Source organism: Myxococcus sp. AB056, from assembly GCF_006547365.1.
Lineage (GTDB): Bacteria > Myxococcota > Myxococcia > Myxococcales > Myxococcaceae > Myxococcus > Myxococcus virescens.
Map to the genome: position 1 here is coordinate 65,698 of NZ_VHLB01000036.1, position 13,366 is coordinate 79,063.

At 68.4% G+C, this 13,366-nt stretch carries 12 protein-coding genes; 1 reads left to right on the forward strand and 11 read right to left on the reverse strand.

Annotated features, from left to right (window positions below; genetic code table 11):
* Positions 1-69: 69 nt before the first annotated feature.
* Positions 70-1,437, forward strand: a complete 1,368-nt coding sequence (locus tag FMP39_RS17660) for a family 16 glycosylhydrolase (RefSeq protein ID WP_141591542.1) — start codon at positions 70-72, stop codon at positions 1,435-1,437.
* Between the two features lie 18 nt (positions 1,438-1,455).
* Here FMP39_RS17660 and FMP39_RS17665 read toward each other — a convergent pair whose 3' ends face one another.
* The 11 genes from FMP39_RS17665 to tssA all read right to left on the reverse strand — a co-directional run.
* A complete protein-coding gene (locus FMP39_RS17665; protein WP_141591543.1) occupies positions 1,456-2,013 on the reverse strand; it encodes a peroxiredoxin in 558 nt (185 codons plus the stop codon).
* 59 nt (positions 2,014-2,072) lie between these two features.
* Positions 2,073-2,438, reverse strand: a complete 366-nt coding sequence (locus tag FMP39_RS17670; protein WP_141591544.1) for an HPF/RaiA family ribosome-associated protein — start codon at positions 2,436-2,438, stop codon at positions 2,073-2,075.
* Between the two features lie 149 nt (positions 2,439-2,587).
* The gene (locus FMP39_RS17675) at positions 2,588-3,646 is read right to left on the reverse strand and encodes a hypothetical protein (protein WP_141591545.1); all 1,059 of its coding nucleotides are present in this window, start codon (positions 3,644-3,646) and stop codon (positions 2,588-2,590) included.
* Positions 3,647-3,654: 8 nt separating this feature from the next.
* Positions 3,655-6,315: a type VI secretion system ATPase TssH gene (gene tssH, locus FMP39_RS17680; protein ID WP_141591546.1), complete on the reverse strand. Its 2,661-nt coding sequence runs from the start codon at positions 6,313-6,315 to the stop codon at positions 3,655-3,657.
* An 83-nt stretch (positions 6,316-6,398) separates the two neighbouring features.
* Positions 6,399-7,442 (reverse strand): type VI secretion system baseplate subunit TssG, encoded by a 1,044-nt coding sequence (gene tssG, locus FMP39_RS17685; RefSeq protein WP_020478477.1) that lies wholly within the window; start codon positions 7,440-7,442, stop codon positions 6,399-6,401.
* Positions 7,406-9,157 (reverse strand): type VI secretion system baseplate subunit TssF, encoded by a 1,752-nt coding sequence (gene tssF, locus FMP39_RS17690; RefSeq protein WP_141591547.1) that lies wholly within the window; start codon positions 9,155-9,157, stop codon positions 7,406-7,408. The genes tssG and tssF overlap by 37 nt, the downstream gene beginning before the upstream one ends.
* Positions 9,158-9,194: 37 nt before the next feature.
* Positions 9,195-9,590, reverse strand: coding sequence for a type VI secretion system baseplate subunit TssE (tssE, locus tag FMP39_RS17695; RefSeq protein WP_141591548.1), 396 nt, complete (start codon positions 9,588-9,590; stop codon positions 9,195-9,197).
* An 83-nt stretch (positions 9,591-9,673) separates the two neighbouring features.
* A complete protein-coding gene (tssD, locus tag FMP39_RS17700) occupies positions 9,674-10,165 on the reverse strand; it encodes a type VI secretion system tube protein TssD (protein WP_090493021.1) in 492 nt (163 codons plus the stop codon).
* A 119-nt stretch (positions 10,166-10,284) separates the two neighbouring features.
* Entirely contained in the window at positions 10,285-11,769 is a 1,485-nt protein-coding gene (gene tssC / locus FMP39_RS17705) for a type VI secretion system contractile sheath large subunit (RefSeq protein WP_141591549.1), read from the reverse strand.
* Positions 11,770-11,794: 25 nt separating this feature from the next.
* Positions 11,795-12,289, reverse strand: a complete 495-nt coding sequence (gene tssB, locus FMP39_RS17710) for a type VI secretion system contractile sheath small subunit (protein WP_011554793.1) — start codon at positions 12,287-12,289, stop codon at positions 11,795-11,797.
* Positions 12,290-12,371: 82 nt separating this feature from the next.
* Positions 12,372-13,366: type VI secretion system protein TssA (tssA, locus tag FMP39_RS17715; protein WP_141591550.1), on the reverse strand; the 995-nt coding region annotated here is incomplete at its 5' end.

Sequence of the window (13,366 nt, forward strand, 5' to 3'; positions counted from 1 at the left end):
TTCGGCTAAAGCAGCTTGTGTGATGAGTGAGGGCGGCTATGTCCCAGGGGGAACCCCCTGGAGCGAGACATGCACAAACGACACGCATTGCGTTCGATGTTGTGGGCCGCGAGCAGTCTGGCGTTGGTTGGCGGCTGTTCCCCGGAGCTGGACCTGTCCAATGCGGAAGCCCTTCCCCTGGTGACGCAGGAGCAGGGCGAGCGGGCCTATGACCCAGGACCGGGCTGGAACCTGGCGTGGCAGGACGACTTCACGGGCAACAGCCTCAACTCCGCCAACTGGACGGTGCTGACGAGCAACTTCGACCCTGTCACCAACAACTGCAACTTCGGCACGGGGGAGCTGGAGTACCCCCGCGCGCAGAACGTCACCGTCGCTGGCGGCAAGCTCATCCTCACCGCGCAGCGGACGGCGGACGCGCCGTTTGACTCACGCTGCGCGGGTTACGGGCCACGTTCGTACTACTCGGGCCGCATCCACTCGAAGGGCAAGGTGGAGCGCCGCTACGGCAAGCTGGTGGCGAGCATCAAGGTGCCGTCCGGCTATGGCATGTGGCCCGCGTTCTGGACGCTGGGCGCGAACATCTCCAACGTCGGGTGGCCCCGGAGCGGCGAAATCGACATCCTCGAGTGGCACTCCAACGACGCGTCATGGATGAAGTCCGCCGCGCACTGGTTCGCCAATGGCGCGCAGCAGAGCTGGGGCACGGGCGCGAACCGCGGGTACAGCATCGCGGACGGCTTCCACACGTACGAGGTGGAGTGGACGGCCAACCGGATGATCTTCCGCCTGGATGGCGAGATTCGCGGCAACGAGTTCGCCCACAACGAGGCGGCCTTCCAGCAAAACCACTACATCCTCCTGAACCTCGCCCTGGGCGGGAACTGGTACGGCCACCCGCACCCGGACGCCATCGCGCTGCCCTGGGGCCAGACGAAGACGATGGAGGTGGAGTGGGTGCGCTGGTACCAGCCGGGGAGCACGCCGCCGCCCGCGTCACTCACCAACGCCAGCTTCGAGAATGGCATGACGGGCTGGGCCACCTGGAGCCCCAACGGCACCGAGGCCGCGGACTTCAGCGAGACGTACAACGGGGGCCGCACCGGCGCCTATCACCTGACGCACTGGACGAACGGCACGCCCTTCGAGGTCTGGACGTACCAGCCGGTGTCGGGCCTCGCGTCGGGCACGTACAAGGTCCGCGCGTGGGTGCGAAAGAACGGCGGGTTCGACCTGTCGCGCCTCCAGGCCAAGACGTGTGGCGAGTGCTCGCCCGTGTTCACCGACCTGGGGAACCATGGCGACTGGACGATGGTGGAGACGCCGCCCATCTCCGTGACGGGAGGCTACCTGGAGCTGGGCTTCCACACCCGTGCCACGTCGGGCAACTCCGCCAGCTTCATCCACATGGATGACGTGGAGCTCATCCGCCTCTAGTCGCGGCGTGAGCCAGGGCTACAGCACCATTCGCCAGAACAGTCCGGCCAGGGTGGTGTAGCCCACCGCCGCGCGTTCCACGCGTCCCTCCGAGGAGATGAAGAACACGGTGGGGAAGCTGTTCACACGAAAGGCGGATTGAATGGCGTCGTCCCCGAGGAGCACCGGGTAGTCCACCTCGTGCTCCCGGGCGAAGCGCCGCACGGCCTCCTCGTCTTCGTAGGCCACGGCGACGGACACGACATGCGCGGAGTCCCCCGCGAGCTTGCGCAGCTGCGAGAGGTTGGAGGACTCCATTCCGCAGACGCCGCACCAGGGGGCCCAGAAGGCCAGGACCACCGGCTTGCCGCGGAGCGCGTCCAGCCGCACGGTGTCACCTGTCAGCGTCTGGAGGGTGAAGGCGGGCGCGGGTGTCCCCGCTCCGGGAAGGTTCCGGGCCTGCCACGCGGCCACCGCCGAGAAGAGGAGGGCGAACACGGCCAGGTCCACGCCCCATCGCACCCATCGCCGCTCCCGGGCACGGGCCCAGGTGGACTTCAGCCTCGCCAACATCCCCGCGCCGCCCTGCATGTGCATCCTTTCGATTCGGGACAGGCCACGGCCGCCCGGAAAGGGGCGGCCGTGCCTGCATCACATCATGTCAGCGCGGCGGCCTCGTCGGGCTGCCAGGCTGCGTCACGCAGCCGGGCGCCGTCCTGGCGCTGCGCGCGGCCCACCGCCCGCGTGACGGCGTTGCTGGCGCGCTCCAGCGTCCGGTCGATGGCCGCCAGCAGGTGGGTGTCCGAGGATTCGATGGCCAGCTCCCGCCCGTGTTCCAGGCGGAGTGCCACGCGGCACACCTGGTCCACGCCGCCCTTGGGGCCGTTGGCATCCTCCAGCCGCACGACGACTTCCTTCACCCTGTCGGACAGTCGGTCCAGGGCGAAGCGCACGCGACGCTCGGTGTAGGTTCGAAGGGTCTCTGTGAGGGGGATGTTCCGGGCTCGGATTTCGACTCGCATCCAGGACGCTCCTTCCGGGGCCCACCATGGGCCCACGCCTCTATCTCTGTCGTCGTGACGCTTTTGCCGCAAATAGGAAAAGCCCCCGTGAGCGCTTCGGAAAACCGAAGGTTCACGGGGGCCGGCGGCGGGGCCATGCGGCCCTGGAATCACGGGCCGCTGGACGTCGCGGCGCTGCCCGCGGGCTTCTTGGCAGCCGCCTTGGCGGGTGGGCTGGCCGCCTCCGGGGCCGCGGCGTCCGCGGGGGCCTTCTTCGCGGGCATGGCCCAGATGGGGGCCTCCGGCATCGCGCGGGCACCAATGCGCACCTGCTGCTCCACCATGCGCGACCACAGTGACGCCTTGTTGCCTACCAACGCATTGTTCGCCAGCTCCAGGGTCCGTGTGTCCTGTGCGCGACGGTAGAGGCGTGGGGCCACGTCCGGCTGGGCCGGGTCGGAGTCGCTCACCTGTACCTGTTCCTGCACGCTGATGCCCTCCTCCGCGAAGGTGAGGGTGGACGTCAGCTCGAACTTGCGGCGCAGCCCGTTGGGCAGCTCGAAGGTCATCTCCCGGGACAGGGGGAACCACGCGGCGCCCAGGCAGGCGCGGCTCGCGTTGGAGACGGACTCGCTGAAGAAGCGGTTGGTGCGCAGCGGCATGATGCGCGCGTGCCGGCGGCAGACCTCCTCGTCGCCGGAGGTGCACGCGTCACCCTCCGCGACGAGGATTTGCGTGCCCTTCACCTTCTCCAGGCGCAGCTTGGTGTGCTTCGCCATGGCGCGCAGCGAGCCCAGGGCCTCCACGCGGAAGCCCTGCTCGGTGCTCTCCACCAGGGCCACCGGGCCCAGGGCCTCGCCGTTGGTGAAGCGCCGCGTCTGCACCCAGACCAGCCGCTGGCCCGCCTGGAGCGTCTCCAGGACGAGGTCCTCCTCGGAGAGCTTCTCCGCGGGAGGCAGGGCCTGTGAGTCCGGACCGGCCTCCACGCACTCGTCCGCGGCCGGGTCCTGCCACCACACCGGGGCACCGGCGCAGTCCACGCTGGGGCGCGGGTTGGCGCCCGTGTCCTTGTCGTAGCCGTGGAGGAGTAGCGCGAACCAGGTGTCCGGCGTGGGGAACGAGCGCGCGTTGGGGCCCGCCTCGGCGAAGCACATCGACGGCTTGGGGACGGTGGCGCAGCCGGCCAGCAGCGACAGCGCGACGGCGGAGGCCTGAAGCGTTCGTTTCATGGATTCTCTCAGGCCTCGGCGAACCGGAGGTCCCAGTCGCCTCCCTCGGTCAGGGCCACATGCAGCTTCGGGGGCACCGCGCCGCTCACCAGGTGCTGCAGCAGCTCGCGGGACAGCGCCGGCATCAGCGAGCCCTGGAGAATCTGCTCCATGTTGCGCGCCCCCATCTCCGACTCCGTGCACCGGCGTGCAAGCTCGTCCAGCAGCTCTGGCGCCAGCGTCGTCTCCACGTTGTGCGCCGTGCGCAGCCGGCTCACCAGCTTGGCCAGCTTCATCTCGGCAATCTGGCGCATCACGTCGCGCTGCACCGGGCCGAAGGGGACGACCGTCATTCGAGCCAGCAGTGCCGGCTTGAAGTGCTGGCTGAGCGCGGGGCGAATCACCGACAGCACCTCATCGGAGGTGGGCTGCGCGCCGTCCTCGAACATCCGCATCACCAGGTCCGAGGCCAGGTTGCTGGTGAGGATGAGCACGGTGTTCTTGAAGTCCACCGCGCGGCCCTCGCCGTCCGTCAGCGAGCCCTTGTCGAACACCTGGTAGAAGAGGTTCATCACCTCCAGGTCGGCCTTCTCGCACTCGTCCAGCAGCACGACGGAGTAGGGCCGCTGACGCACGGCTTCCGTCAGCAGGCCGCCCTCGCCGTAGCCCACGTAGCCCGGCGGCGAGCCGATGAGCCGGCTCACCGTGTGCTTCTCCTGGAACTCGCTCATGTTGAGCGTCGTCATGAAGCGCTCGCCGCCATAGAGCGCGTCCGCCAGCGCCAGCGCCGTCTCCGTCTTGCCCACGCCGCTGGGGCCCACGAAGAGCATCACGCCAATGGGCGTGTCCGGGTTGCGGATGCCGGCCTGGGAGATGCGGATGATTTCCGCCACCTTCTTCAGCGCGGCCTCCTGGCCCCGCACCCGGCCCCGGAGCTTGTCCTCCAGGTTGAGCACCGACTCCAGCAGGTCGCTGCGCATCTTCCCCACGGGCACGCCCGTCCAGCCCGCCACCACCCGCGCGACGATGTCCGCGTCCACGTCCGCGTGTACCAGCGGCACCTCGCCGCGCGTGGCCGCCAGCTTCGCCGCCGCTTCGTCCACGGCCGCCTTCAGTGGCGCGGAGTCCGTGTCCGGGGCGGCTTCGCGCAGGGCCTTGCGGGCCTCCATCAGCGCCGCGACGGCCGTTCGCTCCGTCTCCCAGCGCGCATGCAGCGTGGCGCGTGCATCCACCGTGGCGCTCAGCTTCGCTTCGGCGGCCTCCAGGGACGTCTGTTCGTCCGGACCGCCCGTGCCCTCGGCGAGGTCGCGCTTGCGCGTGTCGCGCTCGCGCTCCAGCGCCGAAATCTCCTGGTCCAGTTGCACCAGCTCCTCGGGCCGGGTGGACAGCTCAATCTTCACGCGGGCCGCGGACGTGTCGAGCAGGTCCACCGCCTTGTCCGGGAGCTGCCGGCCGGAGATGTACCGGCTGGACAGGCGCACCGCGGCGGTGACGGCTTCGTCGCGGATGATGACGCCGTGGGCCGCTTCGTACGTGGGGCGCAGGCCACGCAGCATCAGCTCCGCGTCCTCCTCGCTGGGCTCCTCCACCTTGACCGGCTGGAAGCGCCGCTCCAGCGCGGCGTCCTTCTCGAAGTACTTCTTGTACTCGGCCCAGGTGGTGGCCGCGAGCGTGCGCAGTTCACCGCGCGCCAGCGCCGGCTTGAGCAGGTTGGACGCGTCCGTGCCGCCCTGCGAGCCGCCCGCGCCGATGATGGTGTGCGCCTCGTCGATGAACAGGATGATGGGGGTGGGGGAGGCCTTCACCTCGGAGATGACGGCCTTGAGGCGGTTCTCGAACTCGCCGCGCACGCCCGCGCCTGCCTGGAGCAGGCCCAGGTCCAGCCCCAGCAGCTCCACGTTCTTCAACGCGTCGGGCACCTCGCCCCGGACGATGGCCCAGGCCAGGCCCTCCACCAGCGCCGTCTTGCCCACGCCGGGCTCGCCCACGAGGATGGGGTTGTTCTTCCGGCGGCGGGAGAGGATGTCCACCATCTGCCGGATTTCGCGGTGCCGGCCGAAGATGGGGTCGATCTTCCCCTCGCGCACCCGGCTGGTGAAGGACGTGGCGAAGCGCTTGAGGGCTTCATCCCCGCGGCCGCTTGCGCCACCACCGGCCGCGCCTCCCGCGGCGCCACTGGCGGCGGCATCCGCGGAGGCGACCTCGACATTCTCGGGCGAGGGTCGCAGCACCACGTCCAGCGAGCTCATCAGCTCGTCGCGGCTGATGGCGTCCAGTTCGGGGAACAGCTCCGCGGTGTAGCGCGCGCGCCGGCTGACGAACTGGGCGAACAGCAGGCCCGAGCGCAGCCGCGTGGCGCCCTGCTCCACGGAAGCCAGGAGCCACGCTTCCTCGAACCACTGGAACAGCGTCTCGGAGAAGACGGGCCGGCCGGAGCTGCCCGCGCGCAGGCCTTGGAGGGCGCGCTCCATGCTGGCCAGCAGGTGGCGGCGGTCCACGCCGAACTGCTGGAGGATGCGCGCGACGTCCGAGTCCTCCGGCTCCAGCATCTGCACCAGCATGTGCTCCGGGACGATTTCGTAGAATCGTCCCGCGCTGGCCCGGGCCACGGCGGCCTCGAGCAGACGGGTAGAGGTGGGCGTCAGGCGACGGACGAGCGCTTTCGGATCGACGCGAATGGGAGCCCCCAAAAAGGAAAGCGGTGATGGACGGTATATCGGGCGCGCCCTGGCGGCGTAAATCCCCGCGCGCCGCGCCCGCCTGCTCTAACAACTCATTTCACCACGGGGACACTCATCTGCGTCTGCTGACTCAGGCCCAGCCACGTGTCCCGCCCGAGCTGACTCGGCTCCCGGCTGGAAAGCCGGAACTGGTGCTGCACGCCTTCGGTGAGCCCCAGCTCCAAATCGTACTCCAGGGGGTCCCTCACGAAGAGGGCCACCACCTCTCTCACCAGTGGCAGCAAGTCCCCTTCCTGCATCAGCCGCTTGTAGGCGCGCGGCGGCAGCGGCCGGATGTGGATTTGAATCTTCCCCGTCCGGTCGAAGGCCTTGCCGCCCAACAGCATGTTGCGCCCCAGCTGGTGGTTGGAGTGGCCCAGCCGTGCCCGGGCGTCGATGTCCACCCAGCGGCCCACGAACTGGCGCACCGACACGCGCGCGCCCTCCAGGTCGTCGCCCAGCACGTCCTCGAGCGCGACCTCCAACTGCTCGGACGTCCTCGCCCGGCTGGCCAGCAGCGGGGCGATCCGCAGCAGACGCCAGGTCGGCAGCGTGCCCTCCAGGGCCTTCTCGTAGGTGTCGAACCCGCCCAGCGCCAGCAGGCGCCGGGACCACTGGTCCGAGAAGGACGTGTCCGTCTCACTCGTGACGCGGTACTTCGACTCGATGCGGTACAGCAGCGACAGCAGCCGGTGGTGGAACAGGTCCAGGAACTCGCGCCGCACCGGGTGGTCCGGGTCCTCTTGCGCGACCTCCTCGGCCAGGTAATGGGGCAGGGGACTCACCGCGCCCGTCAGGCCCAGGAAGCGTGTCACCACCTCGAAGAGCGGCCGCTTCGAATACGGGTCCTCCGCCCGCACCGGCACCTGGTGGAGCGTCACGGACGACACGTCGCCCGAGGGGAACCCCAGGGACGGGTCGTGCCGGAAGCGAATCATCTCCTCGTTGACGGGCCCCGCGCCGCCCACGCGCGTGGCCTGCGACGTCAGCCGCTCCAGGAACGCCACCAGGGGAAAGAAGCCCACCCGGGGCGCCAGCTCGGCCAGCTTCTGGGCCGTCTCTACAAAAGCGTCTGGGAGCCGTTCCTCGGAAGCCACGCGAACTCCGTCTGCGAGGGGTGAAGCCGGATGCTCAGCTCGTTGAAGGAGTTGATGGTGACGTGGGAGGCGAGCAGTTCCTCCAGCACGGAACCGAAGAGGAACGAATCGCCCACGCCCATGAAGTTCTCTTCGTCCAGGTCCACGCGGGTGCGGTGACCCCGCAGCGGCGCGCCCTCCAGGAAGCGCGTCACCGGCTTCGTCTCCACCGCGCGGATGGCGTTGATGCGCAGGCGGCTGGCGCGCGCCGCCAGGTTGTCGGTGAGCGAATGGAAGTTGTACAGGTCCATCAGCCGCCGCAGCGCGGCCGCGTCCGCCAGCGAGTGCTGGTTGATGGCCAGGTGCGACAGGAGCCGCCAGTGCAATTCGGTGCCCAGCGGCGCGCGCGCGGGCCGGCTCACGGGGGAGATGTTCTTGAACTTCGCCTGCGTGGGGCTGGCGGAGGTGGACGCCGTCAAGTCACCCACCTGCAGCCGCGAGGGCAGCGAGCGGTTGGTGCACGTCAGGTCCATGGACAGCGCTTCCTCGGCGTTGACCTCCGGCGCGATGTTCCGCGGCGTCTCCAGCGTGATGTACGTGTCGATTCCTTCGTCCAGCGGCGAAGGCGCCCGGCGCAGCCGATAGAAGGACTGCTCGGCGTCCCCGCCCGCAGTGTGGGTGAACTCGTAGAAGGGCCGATAGACGCGCCGCTCGTTACGCCCGGCCTTCAGCCCCGTCACCGAGTCCACCGAGTAAATCTCCGCGTGGTTGGGGGGCAGGTCGGACGCGCGCAGCAGGTGCTCCCGGTCCAGCGTGCGGTGGAGGATGGGGTCCGCCGGCACGCTGAAGAGGTTCACCACGGGGGCGCAATGCAGCCGGAACATCTCCCGGTGGATGCGCGCATCCAGGGGCGGCGGCCGCTCCAGGTGGAAGGCAATCTCGAAGCGGTCCTCTTTCAGCCCGGCGGCGGCGTCCAGCCCGCGCACCTCGAAGAACAGGAACTTCTCCGGCAGCGTCAGGTACTCCTGGAGGTGCCGGTAGCCCTCGCTGGCGCGCGGCCAGGGCAGCAGCTTGAAGTCCCGGTGGAAGCCCACCGGTTGGATGGCATTCGCCGACAGCTTGATGCCATCACCCTGGCCAGACGCGCCGCGCACGCGCACCTGGCGGCAGTAGCGGAGCAGCCACAGCAGCACCACCGACGCGGCGGACAGGTCGGCGTGGATGAACAGGCGCAGGCCTTGCTCGCGGAACACCTCCGCGCGGCCCTGCTCCGTCGTCTGGAAATAGAGGCGCAGCACCGGCGCGGTGATGGACGACCGGTCCAGCAGCGCGTCGGTGAGCTGCACCGGCAGCAGGTCCACGTCCGTGGTGGTGCGGAAGACGCAACTGGTGCCGTCAATCGGCTGGGACGCCACCTCCGCCCCGGCGGCCAGCCGCGAGCGGCCGCGCAGCGCGCGCAGGTGCGGGGTGAACTCGACGATGGTGGAGGCCGGCAGCGGGCGCAGGTAGTGCGGCAGCAGCAGCTCGGTGAGCCCGTGCACCAGCTCCGGCACGTCGTCGTCCACGCGCTCGCGGATGCGGGCCGCGAGGAACGCGAAGCCCTCCAGCAGCCGCTCCACGTCCGGGTCCGCGCCGCGCTCCACCAACAGGCCCGCGACAGAGGGGTTGGCCAGCCCGAAGGCCCGTCCCATCTCCCGCAGGTACGACAGCTCGCTCAGGTAATACTTGCTGAACATCCTCGCCCTCCGCCACGCACCCCTGGATTCACCCGGCTCACCACAGGTCCACGCGTCCGCCCGGGTGCACCTGGGTATGGAAACGCACCATGCCTCGTCGATCCCGCGTGGCCAACTGGGCGGTGATGTCGAAGCGCAGCGCCGTCGGGTCCACCGGGTCCGCGTTGTAGTGCACCACCACGCCCCTCAGGCGCGGTTCGAACTCCTGGATGGCCTGCCGGATGGACTGCGTCATCCGCGGTATCGCCGACGGGTAGGAATGGACGATGTCGTTCAGGTCCAGGATGCCGTAGCCCGGTGAGGCCACCGACTCTCCCTTGCGCGTGTTGAGGAGGTTGCGCAGGTGCTCGGCGATGGATTCAACGACGTCGCCAGGCGGGGCGAGCGTGCCGTTGCCTTCAGCGATGCGCGACAACAAGCCTCGGGAGCCCATGGTTTTCCTTCAACAACGGAGTACCCCAACCCCCGGCCGCCCGCGGAGCCCACTTGCACGGACGGCCGGTGGAGGGACGGACATCAACGCTGGGTGTCCCAGGTGTCCTCGTGCGTGACGCCGCCCTGGGTGATGGTCCAGTTGATGGTGTGGAACACCAGCTGGATGGTCTCCATCGGGGGCAGGTTGGTGCTCGCCGGCACGAAGGAGTTCGGCACCGTCTGCTGGATGGCGTTGATGCGGGCCTTCTTGATGGACACCGTGTAGAACTGCTCGGTGGTGCCGTCGCCCGTCGGGTTCGGACGGAAGAACTTGAAGGTCGCGTCGATGACCTGGTTCTCGCAGAGGGCCTTCATCAGCAGCGGCGACGACTTGTCGATGCGCTTGGTGATTTCGATGCCCTCGTACTGGCGGCGGCCCGTCGCCAGACCCGAGCCGGCCTCGCGAGCGGTGAAGACCTTCTGGCTGTACGCAACGCACTCGATGGAATCCGCGCGGCCCAGGCTGGTCTGCGTGCTGTCGCCCTTGATGTCGCTGCCGTTCGCCTTCAGGTACAGGTGTACTGATTCAGCCATGACTTCAACCTCGTCGCTTTGCGCGCGTCCGCGCGCTGGTGGACCCAGGCTCACCCTGAGCCTGGGCTTGTTGGAGCCCCTAAACTAGCTGAAATGACCGACGCTGGGTGAAACGGGCTCTACTCCTTGTCCAGCTTGCCCACGAGGGACAAGGTGAACGACGCACCCATGTACTTGAAGTGGGGGCGCACCTGCAGGCTGCAGCGGTACCAGCCCGGCTGACCCTCCACATCCTCCACCACCACGCGCGCGGCGCGCAGCGGGCGGCGCGAGCGCACGGCGGGAGCAGGGTCGTCCATGTCGGAGATGTACTGGCTGAGCCAGTGATTGAGCTCGCGCTCCAGATCCGACTTCTCCTTCCAGCTTCCAATCTGCTCGCGCTGGAGCACTTTGATGTAGTGCGCCAGGCGGGTCATGATGAACATGTAGGGGAGCTGCGTGCCCAGGCGGTAGTTCGTCTCCGCCGCCTTGCCCTCCGGGGTGTTGCCGAAGAACCGGGGCTTCTGCGTGGAGTTGGCGCTGAAGAAGGCCGCGTTGTCGGAGTCCTTGCGGAACACCAGGCCGATGAAGCCCTCCTCGGAGAGCTCGAACTCGCGCCGCTCGGTGAGCATGACCTCGGTGGGAATCTTGGTCTGGATTTCCCCCATGGCCTCGTACTGGTGCAGCGGCAGGTTCTCCACCGCGCCGCCGGACTGGGGACCGATGATGTTCGGGCTCCAGCGGAACTTGGCGAACGAGTCCGCCACGCGGCTGGTGAGCGCCACGGAGGCGTGACCCCACAGGTAGCGCTCGTGGTGGCCCACGACGTCCTCGGTGAAGTTGAAGGCCTTCACCGGCACCGTCTTCTCACCGTAGGGCAGGCGCAGCAGGAAGCGCGGCAGCGCCAGGCCCACGTAGCGCGCGTCCTCGCTCTCACGGAACGAGTGCCACCGGGCGTACTGCGGACCCTCGAAGAGCGACTTGAGGTCCTTCAGGTCGGGCAGCTTGAGGAAGCTCTCCTCGCCAAACACTTCCGGCGCGGCATTGCCGATGAAGGGCGCGTGCGCCATGGCGGCCACGGAGGCGCACTTGCGGAGCAGCTCCATGTCCTGCGGGCCCACGTTGAAGTCGTAGTTGGCGGAGATGATGCCGTAGGGCTTGCCACCGAAGACGCCGTACTCGTTGGAGTACACGAGCTTGTACAGGCCGCTCTTGGTGACCTCGGGCGCGTCCTCGAAGTCCTTCTGCAGGTCTTCCTTGGAGGCGTTCAGCATCTCCACGCGGGTGTTCTCGCGGAAGTCGGTGCGGTCCACCATGAACTTCAACGAGCGCCACGAGGACTCCAGCTTCTGGAACTCCTTCGCGTGGAGGATTTCGTTGACCTGGGAGGACAGGCGCTTGTCGATTTCGGCAATCATCGCGTCGACGAGCGCCTTGTCCACGCGCTCCTCGGAGCGGTTGGGCGCCAGCATCTCGGTGATGAAGGCCTGCACGCCGCGCTTGGCGACTTCGTAACCCTCGTCCTTCGGCTTCAGCTTGGCCTCGGACAGGATTTCGTCGAGCAGGGACAGCGAGGCGTCATTGGCGACGCCCGTGGACTTCTGGGTCTGGGTCTCGTTGGCCATGGTGATTCGGTTCCCCCGGAAAGGGCTACTTGGTCTCTTCGGTCAGACCCAGTTCCTTGATGAGTGCCTTGCGTCCGTCCTCGTCGGCGAGCAGGGCCTGGAGCTTCTTGCGGAACGCCGGCAGGTTGCCCAGGGGGCCCTTGAGGGCGTTGAGCGCGCTGCGCAGCTCGAGCAGCTTCTTCAGCTCCGGCACCTGATTGACAACGCTCTCGGGCGAAAAGTCATTCAGGTTCTTGAACTGGAGCGACACGTTCATCGTGGCGTTCGGGTCCGCCGAAAGCTTGTCGGCGGCGGTCAGGGTGACCTTGAGGTTCTGCTGGGCCATGACTTCGTTGAAGTTGGCCTTGTCCACGTTGATGGGCGCGCGCTGCTCCAGCGGACGGGCGTCTTCCTGACCCGTGAAGTCCCCGAGCATCAGCACCTTCAGCGGCAGCTCCACCTGCTCCTGCGCATTGCCGGTGGCGGGCTTGTAGACGATGTTGACGCGCTCGGTAGGGGCGACGGAACTCTCTTTGCTCATCTGCGGCTTTCTCCTTGGGAACTGCGTAGAAGACGCGGGCGTCGCATGAGGGAGAGCTTCGCCGCGGTACGACGGGTGTCTTTCAAGCGCCGACGCGCAGCGTGGCGGAAGAGTCCAGCAACGCTAGACGACGATACCGGTTTCGAAATTTCACTGCCACCGGTCCAGACTCCTTTTCGGCGTCGGTGCGGGTTTGCAGCCACCCCTCCAGACACGCGGCGGCGAGCGCTGGCTCCCAGGTGTCGAGCGCGTGGGCGGAGACCTCTTCGTCCAGCGCTTCATAGACGGCGCGCGCGAGCGGCAACTGGCCCGCATTGGCACACAACCGCGCCAGCTCCAGCCGGGAGATGAATCGGGCGCGGCCGGTGCTGGCGACGGTGACGGCGGCCTGCAACCGGGTGACAGCTTCGTGGACGCGGCCTTCCTCCAGCAACGTGCGGGCTTCGGCTTCCAGCGCCGCGCTGTCGGCATGGACAGACGGGCCCAGCGACAGGGGCTCCAGCGACAGGGCCGTGGACACTGACGCCACGGCGGCGGAAGGGGCGGGTGGGGGCGCGCTCGCGCGGAGGACGTGGTCGCGCAGCCAGTCTCGGGTGGCGTCGTCCGTGAGCGGGCTTCCCAGGGTGGAGATGAGCGTCTCCACGCCGGTCATCCGGCGGAGCTGGATGGCCAATTCCTGTACCAGCGCGGTGCGCGCCCCGGCGTACGCGGCACCCAGTCCCTCCAGGGCGGTGGCGCTGTACCGGTGGAGCGTCAGCGTGAAGCGGTGGCGGGCCAGTGCCGACTCGGACTCGTCCAGCAGCTCGCCCCAGCGCTGGTTCTGCTCCAGGGTCTCCAGCTTGGTTTCCAGCAGGTCCGGCAGTGGGTGAATCTGGGTGCGGCCATTGCCATCCGTGGCGGGCGGCTGGGTCAGGTGCAGCCACAGGCCCATGCGGTTGAGGCGGTAGGAGAGCGGGTCCTCGGGGCTTGCCCGGCGAAGCGCTCCCGCGGCTCCCAGCAGCGCGCCGCCCACGGTGCGCAGGAAGTCGGTGATCGCCTCCACGCTGGACAGATCCGGCGCGGCGGACTCCACGCATG

Bases quoted from the DNA above. Each gene is read 5' to 3' on its own strand.
- tssF (WP_141591547.1), bottom strand. From the start codon at position 9,157: ATGTTCAGCAAGTATTACCTGAGCGAGCTGTCGTACCTGCGGGAGATG.
- tssE (WP_141591548.1), bottom strand. From the start codon at position 9,590: ATGGGCTCCCGAGGCTTGTTGTCGCGCATCGCTGAAGGCAACGGCACG.
- FMP39_RS17660 (WP_141591542.1), top strand. From the start codon at position 70: ATGCACAAACGACACGCATTGCGTTCGATGTTGTGGGCCGCGAGCAGT.
- FMP39_RS17675 (WP_141591545.1), bottom strand. From the start codon at position 3,646: ATGAAACGAACGCTTCAGGCCTCCGCCGTCGCGCTGTCGCTGCTGGCC.
- FMP39_RS17665 (WP_141591543.1), bottom strand. From the start codon at position 2,013: ATGCACATGCAGGGCGGCGCGGGGATGTTGGCGAGGCTGAAGTCCACC.
- tssD (WP_090493021.1), bottom strand. From the start codon at position 10,165: ATGGCTGAATCAGTACACCTGTACCTGAAGGCGAACGGCAGCGACATC.
- tssB (WP_011554793.1), bottom strand. From the start codon at position 12,289: ATGAGCAAAGAGAGTTCCGTCGCCCCTACCGAGCGCGTCAACATCGTC.
- tssC (WP_141591549.1), bottom strand. From the start codon at position 11,769: ATGGCCAACGAGACCCAGACCCAGAAGTCCACGGGCGTCGCCAATGAC.
- FMP39_RS17670 (WP_141591544.1), bottom strand. From the start codon at position 2,438: ATGCGAGTCGAAATCCGAGCCCGGAACATCCCCCTCACAGAGACCCTT.